This is a genomic window from Melioribacteraceae bacterium (genome assembly GCA_035362835.1).
In the GTDB taxonomy this organism is placed as follows: domain Bacteria; phylum Bacteroidota; class Ignavibacteria; order Ignavibacteriales; family Melioribacteraceae; genus DSXH01.
In genome coordinates, this window is sequence record DAOSDY010000002.1 from 1 (window position 1) to 21,868 (window position 21,868).

Here is a 21,868-nt window from a genome sequence, read left to right on the forward strand (position 1 = left end):
CTCCCGGCACCTCCACTCGGCTTCATTTGAGTTTACGAAAATGAAGCCTAACACGGCGAAGTTCAGTTTACTGAACGAAGCCGGAATTTCTAATAATTCTAATCCCCCAAATTTCGGCGAAGTACAACTCATTAATGTTTTATTATGTTTATATATTACAAAGTATCAAATACCCCGAACATTATTATGTCGGTTGTACTTTAGATATTAATCGCCGCCTAAAGAAACATAACGAAGGCGGATCGGTATACACTTCCAATTACAAGCCATGGAAATTGAACACTGCTATTGCATTTAATGATAAACATAAAGCCTATCGTTTTGAGAAATATCTAAAGAGTCATTCAGGTAGAGCTTTTTCAAAAAAACATTTTTAGAACAGTCTTGCAACAATAAAGGTTTTGTTTCTATATGTAGAGCAGTTTCAAGATTCTTCTTCCCGCTTTGCTGGATTCAGATTAACAAACCGCCTGTCATTCTGATGAAAATCAGAATCTGCGTATCATAGCACATCACACAATTAAATTCCGGCATTCACCCGAACGACAAGGGCCCTGTCATCCCGATGTAAATCGGGATCTGCGCAGAAAAGAAATGAATGCAGAAAAGAAATGAATTAAGTTCAGATTCCGGATCCACGCAAGGCGGGGTCCGGAATGACAAGCGCAATGTCATTCTGAGAAGTTCCGATAGTTAATTGAAGCATAACCTTCAAGGTTGATGAGCCGTCTGATTAATCATAATTAATAACACAGGGATTTTTAATCTTGAGTCGATTAGAATTCATTTAAAGCTATATAAAGCTCGCTGCCGCTTAATTAATCATGCTGATTCAAAACAGTCGAATATTCTGTCGGCTTGTTCTTACTTAGCAGATTCCTTATTAAAATTTATATTACAATCATTGTTTAAAAATATTTTCAATATCAGGATAATAAGAAAAAATGTGGCTTTTGATTTTTCTTGAATAATCTCTAATTCTTAAATAGCTTTGAGTGTAATGCGTTCAACCTTGAGCGAAGCGTTCAGTTTGACAATGAACGCTCCTCTGGTCTATCACCGTAAGCTTCCCCCAAGGTTTTCTCTTTCTATTTACTATTCCTGATCTGCTTCTGTTAATATTCTTATGCTCCATCGATTTGTTTCTAAACAAGGAGTAATGCCATGAAAAAACTAAAACTGATTATGCTTAAATTTTTAATCGCAATTATGTCCTTTGTTATTTGTTGTTCTGATGATTGTTATGCTCAGCCAAGGATCGGTGATTGGACAATCCCGTGCGGATTCGGACAATTCGTAATTAAAGTGGGATGCAATGGAACTTGTATTACCGATATCATCTATACCTGGTCAAATTTTCACTGCGATGGAATTACTTTGGTCTCTGGCTCAATTCATAGCATAAGAACTGGAGGTTGGACCATCACAAATAATTCATTTACTATTCAGACTTCTGTTAATCCCGGTACTATGACAATTAATGGTACTTTTAATCAGAATGGAAATGAGGTATCAGGTAATTATAGTTTTAATGTATTTGGTACAATTTGTTCCGGTAACTGGGGCCCAATTGCATCAGAAGTCGAAGATACCAATTATGATATCCCTGCTTATTTTATCCTGTCTCAAAATTATCCGAATCCTTTTAATACTATTACGTCAATTAAATACGCTTTACCGGTTGAAAGTAGTGTCAGAATTTCTATCTATAATATTTTGGGAGAGAATCTGATAACTTTGATTGACGGAATTCAACCGTCAGGCAACTATAAAGTTAGCTGGGATGCGTCTAAAATATCTTCCGGAATTTATTTTTATAGAATTGCGGCTATACCACTAAACGGCAGGAATTCTTTTACTGAGGTAAAAAAAATGATTTTGCTTAAATAGAATTCAAAAAGAATAAGAACGGTAGTTTTTGCCGTCTTAACCAAATTCTATTTCATAACTATCAGCCCCTGGGCTGTAACCCGGATCAGTCCACTGGTGACAAATAATCCCTATTCGCCGCAGTACAATATCACATCCGATTGCTAATTTCTTACCATACTCCCCGCAATCTCTTCAATCAGTGTCCGCTTTGCCAATCCAAACTCTTTTACTTGGTGAGTGAGATATTCAAGAGTTCATACTTTGTCGGATTGTGCAAGGATGCCTCAATTATTTCTTATAAAAACTCGATTGCGTCTTTTTATTAATTGCGTTATTTTCAATTTGAAACTCGCTGGCTTTCACTAAATATTGAGGGCTCGCCCCTTGAAAGACCTTAAAGTTAAGATCAAACGCCAGACGGAAATACTCGGACTGGTCCTCGCCAATCATAACGGAACGGTAAAACAGTTTTTACTCAACAATATAAAATCGGTTGAACAGTTAGATAAGAAGTTTAAGCCGGTTACTCAGAAGCAGATTGATCAGATATTCAGCACGTCGTTTAAGTACTGGCTGGGAGATGAAAGGTATAAAGTGAAACTTAAGTTTTCCCCCCTGGCCCGACAGAATAAAACCGAAAAAGCTTATGGAGATGGAGAAAGTAACCGAAGAACCTGATGGCTCGATGATCTATGAAACAGTAGTGAACTCGCTTAACGAAATCGCTTCGTGGATTGTAAGCAGGGGAGAATGTGTCGTTGTGCTAGAACCAGAGAAACTAAAAACGATGGTAATTAAAATTGCTAAGGACGTTCTTAAAAATTATTTTAATAGTGATTTATAATTTATGGTAGGGAAAAATATTTAGATATGAATTATGATAGATAAAGAGAACTATCTGAAAGGGATATTTGCACAAAATTCATTACTCCGGCACTGAAGAATTCGGGCTGGAATGTCAAAACACAAATTCGTGAAGAAGTCTCTTATACTGCCGGGAAAATTCATTTCCAAGGCAAAATCATCCAGAGGGGAAAACAAAAACGGGTAGATTATTTACTCTATATTAAACCGCACCTTCCCATTGCAATAATTGAAGCAAAAGATAATAATCATTCCATCTCTGCAGGAATCCAGCAGGCACTCGATTATTCGAATGATCTGGACATCCCGTTTGTTTACTCATCAAACGGCGACGGCTTCATCGAACACGATAAAACACGGCCTGACAATATTGAGACCGAATTAAGCCTAGATAATTTCCCCTCCCCCGACCTTCTATGGGAAAGATATTGTAAATGGAAAAACATTGATTCGAAAGCCGAAGAAGTCATTTCACTCGACTATCATTATGTCTCTGATAAAAAACCCAGGTATTATCAGCAGGTTGCCATTAACAGAACAGTTAATGCAATACTCAACGGAGAGAATAGAATTCTTCTTGTCATGGCTACCGGAACGGGGAAAACGTTTACGGCATTTCAAATAATCTGGAAACTCTGGAAATCAGGAATTAAAAAAAGAATTCTTTTCCTTGCCGACAGAAATATTCTGGTAGATCAAACGATGACGAATGATTTTAAGTCATTCGGCGATAAGATGAAGAAGATAACTAACAGATCTATCGACAAATCTTATGAAATCTACTTAGCTCTTTATCAGGCTGTAACAGGCACAGAAGAATGGAAAAACATTTACCGCCAGTTCTCAAAAGATTTTTTCGATTTAATTGTAGTTGACGAATGCCATCGCGGGAGCGCCGCCGAAGATTCACAATGGAGAGAAGTATTAGATTATTTTGAGAGCGCAACTCATATCGGTATGACGGCAACTCCTAAAGAAACCAAATACGTCTCTAACATAGATTACTTTGGAAAGCCGGTTTATATTTATTCACTAAAGCAGGGAATAGAGGACGGATTCCTAGCACCTTATAAAGTAATCAGGACATATATTGATAAAGATCTTTCAGGATGGAAACCGCCTGAAGGTAAATTGGATAAGTACGGCAAGGAAATAGAACAGAGACTATTTAATCTAAAAGATTATGACAGAAATCTTGTTATTGATCCCCGAACCGAACTAGTTGCAATGCGTATAACGGAATATCTTAAAGCAACCGACAGGTTCAATAAAACGATTGTGTTCTGCGAGGATATAGATCACGCTGATAGAATGAGGCACGCACTTGTTAAGGAGAATCCTGATCTTGTAATAGAAAACTCAAAATATGTTATGAAAATTACCGGGGACGACCAGATTGGCAAAGCCGAACTGGATAATTTCATAGACCCTGCCGAAAAGTACCCTGTAATTGCGACAACATCCAAACTAATGAGTACCGGCGTTGATGCGCAGACCTGCAAACTAATTGTGCTTGATAAAAGAATAAACTCCTTAACCGAGTTCAAACAGATCATCGGGAGGGGGACACGAGTAAGAGAGGATTTTGACAAATTCTATTTCACCATAATCGATTTTAGGGACGCTACCAGATTATTTTATGACCCAAAATTCGATGGCGAACCAGTCCAGATTTATGAACCAAAGCCTGAGGAGCCGATTACTCCGTCCGATGGAACAACGCCCGGTGGTGGTTCCGGAATTATAATCCCGGGCGGTGAAACTCCGCCAAGGATTAGAACTACCAAGTATTATGTTAATGATGTTCCGGTTAGCATTGTTGGCGAAAGAGTTCAATATTACGATAAGGAGAAAGGTTTAGTCACTCTCTCATTAAAGGATTTCAGCGGAGACATTTTAAGAAAAAAATTCAGATCCCTCGATGAATTCTTAAATATCTGGACGAAAGCTGACCGTAAGGAAGTATTAATTGCTGAATTAGTTGAACAGGGTGTTTTCATTGAACATTTGAGAGAGCAAGTAGGAAGGGAGATGGATGAGTTCGATTTGATTTGTCATGTCGCATTCAGCGCGCCTCCATTATCCAGAAAAGAAAGAGCTAACAATGTTAAAAAGCGGAATTATTTTTCAAAATATGGCGAGCAGGCAAGAAAGGTCCTGGAAGCCATTCTTGAAAAATACTCTGAAGAAGGAATAACCGTTGTTGATGACGCCAGGGACAACAGCAGAATTGTTGACTTTTTGAAACTTCCCCCAATCTCACAGATCGCTTTGCCTTTGCAGATTATAAATGAGTTTGGCGGTAAAGAAAATTATCTTTATGCAATTAAAGAACTTGAAAACCAGATTTACCAATAGTTGAGATCATTGAATCAATTTCCAACTTGAGTATTGATTATAAATGAATTACCGTGTAAGAGAATATCTAATTGATTTAGCTGCCAAAGAGAAGATAATTTATTATCAGCAGCTTTCAGATGCCTGCGGATTAGGGCTTGATATGCAAGCATCAGAGTGGGACAGAGCCGAGATAGGAAGAATACTTGGTGAAGTTTCGATTTATGAACACGAAAATGGAAGACCATTGATTAGCGCCATAGTTTTAAGTAAGGGCTCGCTGTATGAAGGGGATGGATTCTATAAGTTAGGTGAGGAATTAGGCTTTGGTCCGTGGAAATATTTGCGAGATGGCGACTTCGCTATAAAGCAAATGAAAGCTTGCTATGAATTCTGGAAAAACAAAGAAAATTATTCAAAATATAGAAACATAACCTATGTCTAACCTAACCACACTCGTTAAATCGATCCAGGATATTATGCGGCAGGATGCCGGTGTTGATGGGGATGCACAGCGTATCTCTCAGCTTGCCTGGATGATCTTCCTTAAAATATTTGATGATAAAGAAAAGGAATATGAATTAGCTGATGAAAACTATGAATCACCAATCCCAAATAAACTTCGTTGGAGAAATTGGGCTGCTGATGAAGAAGGTATCACAGGCGATGAGCTTCTTGAGTTTATCAATAACAAGTTATTCAAATCACTAAAGGATCTTAAAGTTACTCCCGATTCTGACCCAAAAGGTTTTATGGTTAAGGCATTGTTTGAGGATTCATACAACTATATGAAATCCGGAACGCTGATAAGGCAGGTTGTAAACAAAATAAACCAGGTTGATTTTAATAATCTTAAAGAACGGCACATCTTTAATGAGATATACGAGCAGATATTAAAAGATTTGCAAAGTGCGGGTAACGCAGGCGAATATTACACTCCTCGTGCTGTAACTCAGTTTATGGCTGATATGATAAATCCGCAGCTTGGCGAAGTTGTGTTTGATCCTGCCTGCGGAACAGGCGGATTCTTAACTTCTGCTCTTGAGAATATGCGTAAGCAAATGAAAACTCCTGAAGACTGGCAGACAATTCAAAACTCAATAAGAGGAGTTGAGAAAAAACCACTCCCTCACTTGCTGGGAGTTACAAATCTCATTCTGCACGATATTGAAGTTCCTGCAATCACTCACGGAAATTCTCTTACACGTCCTTTAAGAGATTACACCGATGCGGATAGAGTTGATATTGTTCTGACAAACCCTCCTTTTGGAGGAACTGAGGAGCCGGGAATTGAAAATAACTTTCCTGCAAATTACAGGACAAGAGAAACAGCGGATTTATTTCTATTGCTTATCACCCAGTTGTTAAAAGAAAATGGAAGAGCAGCATTAGTATTGCCCGATGGTTTTCTTTTTGGTGAAGGTGCAAAAACAAGAATTAAAGAACGTCTCTTTGAAAAATGTAATCTTCATACAATTGTGCGTTTGCCGAATGGCGTGTTTAATCCCTATACAGGTATAAGAACAAATCTTTTGTTTTTTACTAAAGGAGAACCCACCGAAGAAGTCTGGTATTATGAAATGCAGTATCCTCCCGGAGTAAAAAGCTATAACAAAACCAAACCGATACACATAAGAGAGTTTGATGTTGTTAAAAAATGGTGGGGTAAGGATACCAAAGCAGGAAGAAAGAAAAGAGAAGAAAACCAGTTTGCCTGGAAGGTTAGTGCTGAGGATATAATTGCAAACAACTATAACCTTGATATAAAAAATCCGAATACAGTTGAAGAAGATCACGGCGATCCGGAAGAGATTTTGCAGAAGTATAATGCTGTTGAAAATGAGATAGCTGAATTAAGAGAGAAGTTAAAGAACGAACTTAAGGAAGCATTATCCTGATATGAATTTACTTTTTGAAAATCTTGAAAAACTGATTGATGCACCAAACGGAATTGAAAAAGCCCGTGAATTGATTTTACAACTTGCAGTTCAAGGAAAACTTGTTAGGCAAGATCCAAGCGATGAACCTGCCTCAGAATTATTAAAGAAGATAAGGAAAGAAAAAGAAAAACTCATTGCTGAAGGTAAGATTAAAAAGCAAAATGGTCTTTCTTCAATTGATATAGAAGAATATCCCTTCAAATTACCTAAAGGATGGTTGTTTGAGAGAATTGGTAATATTTTCTTTACAACAAGTGGAGGAACTCCAAGTCGAGGTAATTTTTCATACTGGAATGGAGATATTCCCTGGTTAAAGTCTGGCGAACTTGAAGATAATATGAATATATCAAAGACAGAAGAGTTCATTACTGAGGAAGGATTAAAAAATTCATCAGCTAAGTTATTTGAAAAAGGAAGTGTAGTTATTGCTCTATATGGAGCAACTGCTGGAAAGGTTGGTATACTGGGAATTGACACCACTACTAACCAAGCAGTTTGTAATTTTTATAGAACTTCTTATGTCCTAAATACATATCTGTTTTATTTTCTAAAAGCCAATCGCTCTAAAATTATTGCTGAATGTTTTGGAGGAGCACAACCGAATATCAGTCAGGATTATGTTAAGAAAATAATCTTTTCACTTCCACCACTCAACGAACAAAAACGCATAGTAGAAAAAGTAAATAGCTTAATGACTCTGCTGGCTGAGCTTGAAGAAAAAAGAGAACGCAGAAACCAGAAAAGAATAAAACTAAACAATGCCTCACTCGAAAAACTACTAACTTCCAAAGATGATAAAGAACTTAAAACAAACTGGAAACGAATAGAAGAAAACTTCAGCACACTTTACTCAGTCCCTGAGAATGTAGAAAAACTAAAGCAGGCAATACTCCAGCTTGCAGTTCAAGGTAAGTTAGTTAAACAAGATCCAAACGATGAATCCGCCTCAGAATTATTAAAGAAGATAAAAAAAGAAAAAGAAAAACTCATTGCTGAAGGCAAAATCAAAAAACAGAAAGAACTTCCTCCAATTAAAGATGAGGAAAAACCATTTGATTTGTCGAAAGGATGGGAGTGGGTAAGGCTTGGTGAAGCAACTAATTATGGCATTAGTTTGAAAGCTGAAGGTTATGAATTAAATGATAAAACTTGGGTGTTAGAACTTGAGGACATTGAGAAAATCACGTCAAGAATTTTACAAAAGGTGAGATTCAGTGATAAAAAGTTTAAGAGCACAAAAAATTATTTTCAAAAAGGCGATGTAATTTATGCCAAACTAAGACCATATCTTGATAAAGTAATTGTAGCTGATGAAGATGGTGTTTGCACTACTGAGATGATACCAATTCGAGGGTATAGTGATATTGATCCTTACTATTTAAGACTTGTATTAAAATCATCCTACTTTGTTGAGTATGCAACAAACTCAACCCACGGAATGAATTTGCCAAGATTAGGCACTGATAAAGCAAGAATGGCTCTGATACCAATTACATCATTGAAAGAACAAAAACGAATCGTAGAAAAAGTAAATGAATTAATGAGTTTGTGTAACGCCCTCGAAGAAAAACTAACTAAAAAGGAAGCAGAAGCAGAGAGGTTGGTTGGTGCGGTGGTGAATAGTATTTTTAATAATTAGGCAAAATATGACCGATGAAGAACTCATATTATTGTTAAAAGAGCTCACTGCATATCCTGAAGAATTAACCTGGCTTGAGTTCAAGAAAAATAAAGGCAGCATTTCGAACGATGAAATTGGAGAATACATTTCCGGAATATCTAACAGTGCGACGATAGCTGGTAAATCATTTGGCTTTCTAATATGGGGTATTGAAAATGAGACTCAAAAATGGATTGGGACAAATTATTATTTTTCTAAGGCTAAACAAGGCAATCAAAACTTAGAACTATGGCTTAAAAATTTATTAAGGCCAAAATTAAACTTTGAGGCGTTTGAATTAGACTATGATAAAAGGCATTTCGTAATTATAAGAATACCAGCCGCTGTTGGAGAGCCGACAAACTTTAAGAACATACCTTATATACGAATTGGCAACAATAAAACTGATTTAAGAAATCATACTCAGTTACTAAAACAAATATATAATTCAGGGGAGGATTGGTCTTCTAAAATAATTGATAGAGCAACTATTGACGATCTTGATTATGTTGCTCTTAAATTAGCAAGGCAAAAATTTATTGAGAAACATAAAAACACCACTTTAGAACGAGAAATAATTTCGTGGGATAATACAACATTTTTGAATAAAGCTAAACTCACAATTGATAGTAAAATTACTAGAACCGCACTGTTGCTTCTTGGTAAACCAGAAAGTTCGCATTATTTGTTGCCAGCACTTACACAAATTACCTGGAGGCTGGAGACAGAAGAAAAGGCATATCAACATTTTGAGATTCCATTTTTGATTTCCACTACTCAAGTACTAAATAGAATTAGGAATATTAAATACAAGTTTTTCCCTGATAATGAGCTATTAGCAACTGAAGTTAATAAATATGAAACAAGAGTAATATTAGAAGCACTTCATAATTGTATCGCTCATCAGGACTATTCATTAAATCAGAGAATAATTGTAACCGAAAAAATTGATCGGCTCGTATTTAAAAATGGGGGTAATTTTTTTGAGGGTAGACCGGAGGATTATACGAGCGGAGATAAAACTCCAGCTAAATATCGAAATCCTTGGCTTTCTCATGCTATGGTAAATCTAAACATGATTGACACTTTAGGTTATGGTATTTACACCATGTATTTGGAACAGCGCAAAAGATTTTTTCCTTTACCTGATTATGATTTATCGAATCCAGACGCAGTTAAGCTCACTGTTTATGGACACGTAATTGAGGAAAATTATTCCAAGCTACTTATGCAAAGAAACGATCTCAGCCTGGAAAAAATTATATTATTAGACAGACTACAAAAAAAATATCCTATTACAGAAGATGCATTAACTCAATTAAAAAGAGATGGACTAGTTGAAGGTCGTAAACCAAACTATTTTATTTCCTCCTTCCTTGCATCATCATCAGAAGAAAAAGTCTCATATATAAAGCATAAAGCTTTCGATGACGAGCATTATCGAAAAATGATAATTGCTTATCTTGGAAAATTCAAAAAGGGAAAAAGAAAAGATTTTGAGGATCTTTTACTTGATAAACTTTCTGATGTTTTGACTTATCAACAAAAAAAGGACAAAGTGAAGAATTTGTTGCAATCATTAAGGCTTTCAGGTCAAATTTCTCTTGATGGTTCAAACTGGAAATTGAAATAGACGTTTTTAGACATTCTTAGACGTTTTTTAGACGTTTTTTAGACGTTTATTTAGACATCTACGAATAGGATTAAACCATGAAAAACCAACAAAAATTAGTTTTACAGCATTTAGAAAACATTTCCTGGAAAGTTTTAGAAGAATACCCAGGTATTATACGAACTATGATAAAAGGGAAGTGGGGAGTCTATGCACTATACAGAAAAGATAAACTCTATTATGTTGGTCTTGCAAATAATCTTATGGGCAGATTGAAAAACCATCTAAAAGATCGCCACCATAACCGCTGGGACCGCTTTAGTGTTTACTTAACTATAAAATCCTCGCACATCAAAGAATTGGAATCCTTGCTTATTCGCGTAACAAATCCACCGGGTAATAGATTAAAAGGCAAGTTCATAAAATCAATTGGATTGAGATCCGAACTTAATTCAAAAATGATCGCTTTTGATGCAAATAGAAGAGCTGGTTTAATCGGGGGTCTTGTTGAACAAAAATGGCAGAAGACCGTTGCAAAGAAAGCCGGGGGTAATAGATCTCTAGCCGGTGTATTCACAAAGCGTATCAAATTAAAAGCTAGGTATAAAGATGTAACTTATTTTGCCACTCTCCGCAAAGATGGAAAAATCAGTCATAAAAACCGAGTTTACGAATCTCCAACTATGGCAGCAAAAATAGTAACCAGAAGAAAAACAATTAGTGGTTGGCATTTTTGGAAATATAAAGACGCAAAAGGTAAATGGGTAAGATTAATAAGTTTGAAGAAGTAATAGGTTTTAGAGGACGGCCTTTATGAAAGTTAAGTACTTTTTGACTTTTAATTAATGATGTGCCTTTCTAAAAATAAAATATTCTCAAGAGGGCCAAATGAAACTCTTCTTTATAAGCGGGAATATTGGTTCAATATTATCATTTCTTTTTTCCATCTATCAATTTAGCAGCCCGGAAAGTAAAAACTGGTTAATGGTTAGTTTATTAATATGGGCTCTCTTAACAATTCTTTTCTGGGTCTATTTCTATTTCCGCCCTAATAATCCAATGGCCAAAAAGTTGAATGAAAATTTAGACTTTTCCGGTTCATACATAGATAAATCCGGGAATTCAATGGATATTGTTGAGGGTTATGTTAAAGTTGATACTGTAGGCTGGGGCGCTACTGTTACACTTCCTCCGTTTCAAGAGGCCCCTAATGTTTCTATTCTCTCTAAGAAAGGTAGTGCTGTGAGAGAGAAACCGAAGGTATTTGATGTTACATCTGATTCCTTTAGAGTATCAATAAACAGTTCTGAACAAAGCGGCGAATGGCGGTGGAGAGTGAGAGGAATTTTATTGGAATCTAACAACAAAAATAAATAGTAATAATAAAGTTTTATAAGGTGAAGGATTTAGTTGCGCGGCGGAACGAAACATCATTATTGCCGTATAATATTCCCAGCCCTACCGCAAAACTCTATTTAATTGAACCCTCATTAATAAATAACCTTATAAGCTGCGATCTGCTCTTTACACCGGTCTTCTGGAAAATATTATAGATATGGTTTTTTACCGTATGCCCGGAAATAAATAATTGTTCTTCAATCTCCTTATTGCTCTTCCCGTTTATTATCATCTCAATTACTTCTTTCTCTCTTAGAGATATATTATATCTATTAAAAATCTCCTCGGATGACCTTGTAATTATTCCCGTATTACTTTTATCGCCGGAATAAAGGATCAGGAACCGCTTAAGGCAGACTAGAAAAACCAGATTCAGGTAGAATCCGTTCAGTACAGATATTAAATGTCCTCCCTCCCCCGGAAGAAAGATTGTTATTGTATCAATAAATGCAAAAGAGAAAAAGAGAATGCCGAATTTGAAGACCGGATTGCTTTTCCCGTCAACCTGTCTTTTCGATTCCGCAAGAAGATAAATTGATAAACAAAGAAATATTACCGTAACTGTTTTATTTGTCGCCGAAAACAAATCAAGAAGAAATCTCTTATTCCCGTTCTCAAAAAAAGAATAAGTGCCGGCTGAGTAGAAAAGAATCCAGAGGATTACAATTAACCCGAATGAGTATTTAATAAATTTATTGACCTCTTTTTTAATCAGCCGGTGTATTACATCTGTTATTAAAAATAATTCCGTAAAATAGATTGTGTATCCGGCAAGACCCATAAGCACTATTACAGCCAAATAAGTATTCCAGTCGGCTAAAGAGCTTACATTTTTTAATATGTATTGAGATATAAAACTCAAAAGCATTGCGGAATTGTAGAGAATAATAAAGAGGATGAATCCTTTTAATTCCGGCAGGGGGTAGGTCCTGTAGGCGGAAACTGAATGTATAATTGCTGCTGACCCGGCTGCAACGCAAATTACCAATGCAATTACTGTTAAATGATCCACATCAATCCGTCCGGTTTCAATAGTTATCTTTAATTCAAAAGCGGGGTTAATTTCCCCTTCCTTTTATTTACCGCATTTTTATTCTAAAAACATGCATCTGATAACCAGCTCTGTAAAATTAGGACTTTTTTCCTATATGAAATGAAGCAACATTAATTTTTTTCCCTTCGTCAAATAACCCGGAACAATAAAAATTTTTATTCACCCAGAATGGAGGAATCATTATGCGCAGAACTTATCTATCCATTGCAGTTATTGTGTTTGCGTTTCTAAGTCTCTATTGTCAGAAGAAAGAGGTGTCTCCGGCTGCACCGCAGCCCCTTATTATTGAAGAAAGTCAGCAGGTTACGGATTACGACGGAAATGTTTATAAAACAGTTAAAATCGGGAATCAAGTATGGATGGCTGAAAATCTGAAGAGTAAACATTATAGCGACGGTTCACCTATTGAGTGGTTCGCCTATAATAATGACACAGCCAACGTTCCGGTTTATGGAAGATTATATGCCTGGGCCGCAGCTATGAGGAGTGCGTCAAGTTCAAATACTAATCCAAGCCGGGTTCAGGGCGCTGCGCCATCCGGATGGCATATCCCCAGCGATGCCGAATGGCAGGTATTAATTGATAATCTTGGGGGAAATTCCGCCGCAGGAGGAAAACTCAAAGAGAGCGGTACAGCTCATTGGAAAGATCCGAATACCGGCGCTACTAACGAAAGTAAACTTTCTATTCTTCCCTCCGGCTGGTTCGATTTCACAGGTGAATTCAGAAAACTTGGCGAGTGGGTCTTTATGAGAACTTCAACCTCGCCCGGTTCTTTTTCGGTTTACTGCAGAGTTTTTAAGTTCGATCTCGCCTCTGCAAATAGGGGTGATCTCCACCCAAATGATGCAATTCCAATACGATGCGTGAAAGACTGAAGACAAGAAGAAATTTTTTTGCAAAGCGGTATTAAAGATATGCCCAATGTTATTCGGTATTTCTATTAGATAGATTAAAAAAAGCGGGGAAAAAATGAAGTTAATTAAATCAATTTTAATGGTGTTTGCATTTGTTGCATTTCAAATCACTGTTCTTTCTCAGAACAAAGAGGGAATAATTGCTTTTAGAAATGTCAACCTCATTACAATGACTTCTGAGAAAGTAATTGCTAACCAAACTGTTCTGGTTAACGGAAATAAAATTTATAAGATTGGCGGCAGCAAAGAAATCTCCATTCCGGAAGGTTCAGTTATTATTGATGGAACCGGAAAGTATTTATTACCTGGTTTGGCAGATATGCACATTCATTTTGGGGCAAGTGAATGGGAAAGCTCTGATGCAAATCTTTATCTGGCAAATGGAGTAACAACTGTCAGGGATCTTACTCAGGGTTCTACCGTAAGCAGTATCAAAAAATGGTCTGAAGAATTTAATTCGAAAAAAAGAATAGGTCCTGCTATTTATAATGCCTGGACAATTTGGGGTTTTGAATCAAATATTTTTGAAACCATACCTCTAATAAAATCTAACGGATATAATTGCTTAAAGGTAAATAGCTTTTTATCGCTAAAAGATTTTTTTGATGTAATTAAAAAAGCAAGAGAAATGGGTATATATACACTTGGACATATTGCGCTGCCTGTTAGCATTGACGATGTTATTTCATCTGGTTTGAATGAGTTATCGCATGTGGAGGTACTTCCTCTAGCGCTGGTGAATAACAATCGTTACGATAGCATTCCTAAGAATGAACGGGGCTCCGAAATGGTTAAGGCAATGTTCGCGTTGTTAGAACCTGCGTATAATGATAAATCGGGAAGAGAGCTTGATAAGATAAAGAATATGCTCGGTAATGAAATTGCCAAATTCAAAGGAAAGGATGTTACTATAACTACAACACTTGTCTGCGATGAATCTGTCGCTCTTCAATATACCAATCTTCAAAAAATTGAATCACGGCCGGACAGCAAGTATATCCCAATTAAATTTTGGGATGATTTGAAAAATGGAAGAGAGAAAAACTCATTTTTCAGAGGGAAAGAATGGGCCGCGCAAATGTTTTATGATCTTGTCAAATATTCTATCGGAGAGATTAAAAGAAACGGAATAAAAATTGTTGCGGGTACAGATGCCGGTCCCTTCTTTATGGGTATTGTTCCCGGCTTTTCATTACTCGATGAATTAAAACTCATTGTAGAATCCGGTTATACCCCTTTTGAAGCATTATCTGCATCTACAAAAGATGCTTCCAAAGTAATTGAAAGGATGACCGGCAGGGATGAGTTTGGAACTGTTGAAGCGGGTAAAAGAGCGGATCTTATTCTGCTTCAAAATAATCCGCTCGAAAATATCGATAACATCCGTAATCCGCTGGGAGTTATGACTGCGGGCGTCTGGCTTGATAAAAATGAGTTGGCACGGCTGCTGGATGTTAAGAAAAAATCTATTGTAACGGTATTAAGGGATGTCTGGAAAAATTATGGCAGTGTCGATTCTGTTATTGCAGCCTATAAAAAATTGCGCGACGGGAATAAATATAATGAATACTTTATAAGCGCAAACTCTTTAACATCTATTGGATATGATCTGAAAAAACTTGGTAGAAATGAAGATGCGTTAATAATATTCAAATTGAACGCAGAGGAATATCCTTACAATCCAAATTCATTTGATTGTCTCGGCGAAATTTATTTGGAGATGGGCGACAGGCAGAAAGCAGTTGAATATTATCAACAGGCTCTTAAGAAGGATCCCTCTTTCGATAGCTCTATTAAAGCACTAAAGGAGTTAGGCAGATAGACTAACCACCTTCAAGGCTGCTGTTACATTCAAGATTCCGGAACCCCGCAAGGCGGGGTCCGGAATGACAAACCGCCTGTCATTCTGATGCAATTATGTAACTGATTGCAAGTGAACAGATATTATTCCTCAATTAATTTAATATCAATATTATTTACTTTCTTATTTAATATTTTTAATTTGTTTGCCGTATAGTATAGTTAAACAAAACTGCCGACAAATAATAAGCTTTACTAATGCAGAATCGTATTAAAGCTATTCTCATTCCTTTCTATTTAATTATAAGCATAACGATTGAAGCCCAGCAGCAAAGAGCGATTGATCCAAGTATTTACATAGATCAGCTTCACAAAAAAAATAATATAAATGTTGAAAGTCCTCCCCCCGGAGTAAATTCATTAAAAAAAGCGGGAGGATGGAATTTTAGGATGGGAGATAAAAAAAACCTGTGGACCGCGGATTTATCGACCGGGCAATATTACCAGGTAGAAACAACTTGCCGGGGAATTGGAAATTATTGTTATGTATTTGTAGAAGATGCGGTATGGGGTATAAGGGTTGATCAGGCATCAATCGAAAATATAATTGCAACGTTTGAAAAATCAACACCGGCAAATAGCAACAAAGGAATTTATCAGACCAATGTTGAAGCATTCGGCAGTCCGCCGGATGTAGATAATGATCCTAAGATAATAATTTGTATTCTGGATATAAGAGATAACTATTCACCGGGTAATGCTTATATAGCAGGTTACTATGATTCGGCAAATCAATTTAATTATTCCACAAGCAATAATTGTGAAATGTATTATATGGATTGCGACCCGGCAATTTTAACCAATCAGAACAGCTTCAGAACTATCTGCAGCACTATGGCGCATGAATTCCAGCACATGATAATGTTTAATTACCATGGAATAATAAATCAGGGTAGGCAGCAGACATTTTTTAATGAAGGTTCATCGCTTGCTGCAGAGGTTATTAATGGATATCCTGTTTATGAACAGAATTCATTATTCAATCTCAATTCAAACCGTTCACTTCTTTTATGGAATCCGAATAATAATCTGAATGATGTTTTATTCGATTACTCCAGAGCTGCGAGATTTTTTCTTTACTTAAAAGAACAATTCGGTATATCGCTATTCAAACACTTTGTACAGGCACCGGTTACCGGGATTGATGCTTTTGATCAATATGCGCTACCGGCTATCGCGACAAACAGACGGTTTAATGATATTGTTGAGGACTGGTACATTGCAAATTATCTTAATGACAGGAGTATAAATTCACGCTGGGGTTATAACAGCGATAACAGTTTTTCTAATGTAAGTTCTTCTATAATCCAATTTGATCCAAATATCCAGACTGCTGCGGGCTCAGTTTACAAATTAGCAGCGCAATATATTACTTATACTCAGGCAAACAATTTTAATATTACTTTTTCAAATACGGCAAATCCTTCGATTAGAATTAAAGTAATAAAAAAAGGAAAAGCGGGTAAGGAGGTTAACGATGTTGCCTTGAACGGGCCGGTCAGCTTTCCGGATTTCGGCGAGGATTATTCGTCATTAACTTTTGTAGTATATCATAATAACGGATCAGAAAATTCATCAGGACCATTTACTTACAACTACTCCTCGAGCGGAACTTTAATAAGTGCCGGTACATTCTCCAAAATAAGTAATATGACAATTAACAGACAGAATTTTGGTCTAACGGTTCTTAATAATTTTGAAGTATTACTTTCCGGCGGAGTTGAGATGAAGGGGAGTCCGCCCAATATGACATCCCAGTATACATATACTGGTGAGTTATTCAACCAGGAGACAAATACATTTTCATCTTTAGCCGGACAGATGATCACTACTCATGGTACTCAAGCAACAAAACTATTTAATGGAAAGGTTTATTTAATCGGGGGACAAAGAAAAGAAGAACTTTATGATCCTGTTAAGAGAACATTTGAGGAATTACCGCAGCCAAACAGCAGAAATCTTAATATCGGTTCCGATGCATTGTTATTGCCGGACGGAGATGTACTTATCCTCGGTTCAAAGTCATATTTCGTTTCAGGAAATCCTACAGATGATTCACTAAGATTGGTAAATAATTATATTTATTCAACTGCGAATAACAGTCTGGAATTAACCGGCGATTTTATAACTGGTGGTTCGGGTTTTTCTTCCGTATTACTTCCTAATGGTGAAGTATTAATTACAGGTGGACAAATTGATACGTGGTATTTCAATGGAAGCTACTGGTTAACTAGGACTGTCTGGCTTGATGATGCAGAAATCTATAATCCGGAGAAAAAGGAATTCAGAAGTGCAGGAAAAATGAATTCGAAAAGGAGCAGTCATACTTCCAGTCTATTACCGAATGGGAAAGTGCTTATTACCGGCGGTTATTATGGTAATACACTGACACGAATAGCAGAAATCTATGATCCGGAGACTAATACGTTTACTAGGACGGGCGACATTAATACAGGAAGATACGGTCATGAATCAGTTTTATTACCAAGCGGTGGTATAATGATAATTGGCGGCGACAGGGGAAATGGAAATCCGACCAATATAAATGAAATATTCGATCCGGCTGCTAATACATTCACAATAAGTTCATCACTTTCGGAACAGAGGGCTTTTCCTCAAGCTGTGACTCTTCCAAATGGAAATGTGCTTGTAGCTTCGGGATATACCGACAGAAATAGCTCAACAGTTCAATACGCGGAATTATTCATACCGAACAATTTTTTATTGGGTAAACCTGGTCAACCGAATTTAAATTTACCGATTGATAATGCTGCCGGACAAGAGAATAATCTATTATTCACCTGGAATATTTGTCCTGGTGCAGTTTATTACAGGTTGCAGATATCGAGAAGTGAGGATTTTTCACAGGTTGTTTTAGATACTACAGAGATTCCCATAATCGGAATAAAAATAAAAAATCTGCCTTCGGGAGAAAGATTATTCTGGCGGGTAAAATCAATTAACAGTAACGGTGAAAGCAACTGGTCGCCATTGCGAAGTGTTTTAATTAAAGATGTAATCCCGCAGATTGTTACGCTCAGCTATCCTAAGAATAATTCAACCAAAAATAAAACCGGAATTGAATTGAGCTGGGGATTGCAGATAAATTCAACATATCATTTACAGGTTTCGACTGATATTTCATTTAGTAGCCTAATAATAAATGATTCATCCTTAACTAAATCGGTTTACAACGGATTATTTTCCGAAGGAACAAAATATTTCTGGCGAGTAAGAGGATGGAGCAGAGCAGGATACGGAATTTGGAGCAGCATATGGAATTTTACAACTGACCTAAATGCCCCATCAAATTTATTGCTTCAAAGATCCGGAATAAGGGAATTAAAATTGACCTGGTTAAATAACTCGTCTAATTGCGAAGGATTTATTATTGAAAGAAAAACCGGGAATTCATCGAGCTTCCAGATAATAGCAGGAAGTGTTAATGCGGCGACTTTAATCTATTATGATAATAATGTTGAGCAGGGGAACAGTTATACATACCGGATAAAAGCATACCGGCTTTCAGTTGAATCGGACTATTGTAAGGAAGAATCGATCTTGCTCGTTGGAGTTGAGAATAAAAATATTCCTCTGGAGTATTGCTTATTTCAGAATTATCCCAATCCATTTAATCCCTCTACAACATTAAAGTTTGAGCTGCCTGCAGAAAGTAGGATTGTGATAACAATTTACAATTTATTAGGAGAAAAAACTGCAGAGCTTATTGATGAAATTAAACCTCCCGGTTATTATTCAATTTTCTGGAATGCAGATAATTTTTCTTCGGGAATTTATTTCTATCAAATTAAAGCGGTGCCTACAAACGGTGAGAAATTATTTCAACAAACTAGAAAGATGATTTTGATCAGGTAATGTTCCTGAAATTCCCGGGTCATTTTAAAACCGAAAGGGATTTAAAAATATATTATAGTATTTCCTGTTGCTACACAGCTTACTAAAACGCAGTGCTTATGGCAGAGTATCTGAACTTTTTCGGGATCAGTCTAACCTGGACGTTATTAGATGCAATTCTTGTCCTGGTCGGTTTTACATTTCTATTCAACAAGCAAAGTTTTCTTCAGACGTTTATCGGTCTTTTAAGAATCATGGCGTCAATTTTCTACAGTCCCATTATTTACTTTAAAAAACTATATTAAATCTTTTAGTACTACTTGCCGAATAATTTCTTAGCGGCTACCTAACATTGTCCTGATCAGGATGATTGACTACCCGTCATTCTTAGAGATTTAGTCCGGGGTAAAAGGTTGAAGAATCTAAAAAGTATCAATTCTTAATTCTCTTTTAAAAGAGGATTCTTCATCCCGCTTTGCGGGATTCAGAATTACAAACCGCCTGTCATTCTGAGGAGTCCCGATAGAATCGGGACGGCGAAGAATCTAATAATGGAATTATTTATACTCCTTTAATTACCGCAACAAAAGGTCCATCAAAGCATCTTATATGTTAGAAATTTGCAATTCTTTGGAAGAAAGGATTGAGAAAACCTGATCTTAGAATTGATCTACATATAGTTTCTGCTGCTCCGCTCTTGTTACTTTTAATCTTCAGCAATCTATCATTTGCCTGCGCAGATAATAGAATTGACTCCTTAAACCAGCTTATTACTTATAAAAGACTAAATCCCGGAACAATGCTGGTTGCTCTCGGCTACGATGCGGTAACCGCTGTATCAACCGGTAAGGGAATCGTTCTAATTGATTCCGGAATATCATCCTCCCTTGCAAAGGAATACCGGAAAATAATCCGGAAAGAATTCGGACCCGTTAACTTTGTATACCTGATTAATACACATTCTCATCCCGATCACACCGGCGGAAACTCTGCTTTCCCTGAATCTGTAATTATTGCCCACATAAACTGTGAATCCGAAATGCTGGAATACCGGAAAGAACCTGAAAAAGTAAAGAATGGGTTGTTAAGGACTATTGATCAGTTCAATAAACAGCTTAAATCTTCCGGCTTGAATAAAGATGAACTGGATGAGGCTAAAAAACAATTGATCCGTTATCAATCCGCGCTGGATGATTTCAATCGGCACTCCGGAATTATTTATCCCCACAAAACTTTTAGTGATCAAATCAACTTAAGTGTGGACGATTTATCCTTCAGCTTGATCTATTTCGGCGAAGCACATTCTAAAAGTGACATAATCATACATCTGCCGGAATTGAAGCTTCTCTTTACGGGGGATCTCTTCTCGCGTTATGGAAGACCCCACTTCGATTTTGATAAAGTGAAAAAATCTGAACGGTGGGAAAAAGTAAAAAAGTGGCTGCTGGATAGGAAATCCGGAATAGAGCAGATTATCACCGGACACGGCGAAGTTTTATCCGTTGATGATCTCATTGCGTTTATCAATTACTGAAAAAGATTTGAGGGAAAAATGCCGGGAAAAATTATTTCTCTTTTCATCTTCATTATCGTATCTCCATTCTCTGTTCTGGCACAGAATGGAACAGCAGATTCGAAAACAGATCTCATTCCTTTCCAGCTTATCAACAATAAAACAATTCTCCCCGTAAAAGTGGGGGACTCAAGGGAATTAAGAATTATTCTCGATAGCGGAATGGGCTGGGATGGTTTAATAATTATGAATCCGGGATTGAGAGATTCCATTAAATTAATCAATCCTCAGGAGGCAAATCTGGGGGGTGCCGGCTCCGGAAATTCTCAGCCGGCTTTTGTCTCCGATTCAATGAGTTTCATCATAAGTAAAACGGAATTTCAGAACCAGCGGATTGTTGTGCTGACAAGTGATCATTACAAAGGATTTAAGAATGACGGCGTGATCGGATATTCATTATTAGGGCATTACTTGATGGAGATCGACTATGATAATATGACAATTTCTCTATATCCTCCGGGCCGTAAAACAATTGACAATTCATGGACTGAAATTCCGGTTACTTTCAATGAAAGGAATATTCCGTGTATTGACGTTCTAGTATCGATTGAAGGTGAAACTCCGGTTCCTCTTAACTGCTATATCGACTATGCTTCTTCGGAATCAATTGAATTGCTTATGAAACCCGGTCAGAAATTTACGCTCCCGTTTTCAACGGAGGAATATTATCTGGGGAGGGGTCTTAGCGGGGATATTTATGGCAGGCGCGGTAAAATATCTAAGGTTGTTTTAGGCCCGTATGAAATAAAGAATCTCTTTGCCGCCTTCGCTCCGGCTGAAGTCCGTTCCAAACAAAGAGGAGCCGATGCGGTCGTAGCCAATAATCTTCTTCGCAGGTTTAACCTGATATTTGATTACTCTAATAAAAAATTCTTCATAAAACCGAACAGTCACTTTAACGGGCAATTTTAAATGCGGGGATTAAA

Annotated in this window: 16 protein-coding genes and 1 pseudogene; 16 read left to right on the forward strand and 1 reads right to left on the reverse strand. The window is 36.9% G+C overall.

The window, feature by feature from the left end:
• Positions 1 to 1,164 precede the first annotated feature (1,164 nt).
• The 10 genes and pseudogenes from PLZ15_07090 (at position 1,165) to PLZ15_07135 (ending at position 11,662) form a co-directional block, all read left to right on the forward strand.
• A complete protein-coding gene (locus PLZ15_07090; GenBank protein HOI29514.1) occupies positions 1,165 to 1,890 on the forward strand; it encodes a T9SS type A sorting domain-containing protein in 726 nt (241 codons plus the stop codon).
• A 366-nt stretch (positions 1,891 to 2,256) separates the two neighbouring features.
• Positions 2,257 to 2,550, forward strand: a complete 294-nt coding sequence (locus tag PLZ15_07095) for a hypothetical protein (protein HOI29515.1) — start codon at positions 2,257 to 2,259, stop codon at positions 2,548 to 2,550.
• 228 nt (positions 2,551 to 2,778) lie between these two features.
• Positions 2,779 to 3,816, forward strand: a pseudogene (locus PLZ15_07100) (DEAD/DEAH box helicase family protein).
• 147 nt (positions 3,817 to 3,963) lie between these two features.
• Positions 3,964 to 5,094 carry a type I restriction-modification enzyme R subunit C-terminal domain-containing protein gene (locus PLZ15_07105; GenBank protein HOI29516.1) on the forward strand — a complete coding sequence of 377 codons (1,131 nt, stop codon included), beginning with the start codon at positions 3,964 to 3,966 and terminating at the stop codon, positions 5,092 to 5,094.
• 43 nt (positions 5,095 to 5,137) lie between these two features.
• The gene (locus PLZ15_07110; GenBank protein HOI29517.1) at positions 5,138 to 5,518 is read left to right on the forward strand and encodes a hypothetical protein; all 381 of its coding nucleotides are present in this window, start codon (positions 5,138 to 5,140) and stop codon (positions 5,516 to 5,518) included.
• Entirely contained in the window at positions 5,511 to 6,971 is a 1,461-nt protein-coding gene (locus tag PLZ15_07115) for a class I SAM-dependent DNA methyltransferase (protein HOI29518.1), read from the forward strand. Before PLZ15_07110 ends, PLZ15_07115 begins: the two co-directional genes overlap by 8 nt.
• A gap of 1 nt (position 6,972) precedes the next feature.
• Positions 6,973 to 8,652, forward strand: a complete 1,680-nt coding sequence (locus PLZ15_07120; GenBank protein HOI29519.1) for a restriction endonuclease subunit S — start codon at positions 6,973 to 6,975, stop codon at positions 8,650 to 8,652.
• 7 nt (positions 8,653 to 8,659) lie between these two features.
• On the forward strand, positions 8,660 to 10,306 hold the full coding sequence (locus PLZ15_07125; GenBank protein ID HOI29520.1) for a putative DNA binding domain-containing protein: 1,647 nt from the start codon (positions 8,660 to 8,662) through the stop codon (positions 10,304 to 10,306).
• Between the two features lie 77 nt (positions 10,307 to 10,383).
• Positions 10,384 to 11,076: a GIY-YIG nuclease family protein gene (locus PLZ15_07130; GenBank protein ID HOI29521.1), complete on the forward strand. Its 693-nt coding sequence runs from the start codon at positions 10,384 to 10,386 to the stop codon at positions 11,074 to 11,076.
• A 97-nt stretch (positions 11,077 to 11,173) separates the two neighbouring features.
• On the forward strand, positions 11,174 to 11,662 hold the full coding sequence (locus tag PLZ15_07135; GenBank protein ID HOI29522.1) for a hypothetical protein: 489 nt from the start codon (positions 11,174 to 11,176) through the stop codon (positions 11,660 to 11,662).
• Positions 11,663 to 11,756: 94 nt separating this feature from the next.
• Here PLZ15_07135 and PLZ15_07140 read toward each other — a convergent pair whose 3' ends face one another.
• Complete coding sequence (locus PLZ15_07140) at positions 11,757 to 12,695, reverse strand: helix-turn-helix transcriptional regulator (GenBank protein HOI29523.1); 939 nt, start codon at positions 12,693 to 12,695, stop codon at positions 11,757 to 11,759.
• Between the two features lie 224 nt (positions 12,696 to 12,919).
• Between PLZ15_07140 and PLZ15_07145 the strand changes: the two genes are divergently transcribed.
• The 6 genes from PLZ15_07145 to PLZ15_07170 all read left to right on the forward strand — a co-directional run bounded on the left by PLZ15_07145 (position 12,920) and on the right by PLZ15_07170 (position 21,854).
• Complete coding sequence (locus tag PLZ15_07145) at positions 12,920 to 13,615, forward strand: fibrobacter succinogenes major paralogous domain-containing protein (GenBank protein ID HOI29524.1); 696 nt, start codon at positions 12,920 to 12,922, stop codon at positions 13,613 to 13,615.
• 94 nt (positions 13,616 to 13,709) lie between these two features.
• Positions 13,710 to 15,476: an amidohydrolase family protein gene (locus tag PLZ15_07150; GenBank protein ID HOI29525.1), complete on the forward strand. Its 1,767-nt coding sequence runs from the start codon at positions 13,710 to 13,712 to the stop codon at positions 15,474 to 15,476.
• 236 nt (positions 15,477 to 15,712) lie between these two features.
• Positions 15,713 to 19,390, forward strand: coding sequence for a kelch repeat-containing protein (locus tag PLZ15_07155; GenBank protein HOI29526.1), 3,678 nt, complete (start codon positions 15,713 to 15,715; stop codon positions 19,388 to 19,390).
• Between the two features lie 98 nt (positions 19,391 to 19,488).
• Positions 19,489 to 19,674: a hypothetical protein gene (locus tag PLZ15_07160; protein HOI29527.1), complete on the forward strand. Its 186-nt coding sequence runs from the start codon at positions 19,489 to 19,491 to the stop codon at positions 19,672 to 19,674.
• Between the two features lie 338 nt (positions 19,675 to 20,012).
• The gene (locus PLZ15_07165; protein HOI29528.1) at positions 20,013 to 20,903 is read left to right on the forward strand and encodes an MBL fold metallo-hydrolase; all 891 of its coding nucleotides are present in this window, start codon (positions 20,013 to 20,015) and stop codon (positions 20,901 to 20,903) included.
• 18 nt (positions 20,904 to 20,921) lie between these two features.
• The gene (locus PLZ15_07170; GenBank protein HOI29529.1) at positions 20,922 to 21,854 is read left to right on the forward strand and encodes a hypothetical protein; all 933 of its coding nucleotides are present in this window, start codon (positions 20,922 to 20,924) and stop codon (positions 21,852 to 21,854) included.
• The last annotated feature ends 14 nt before the right edge of the window (positions 21,855 to 21,868 follow it).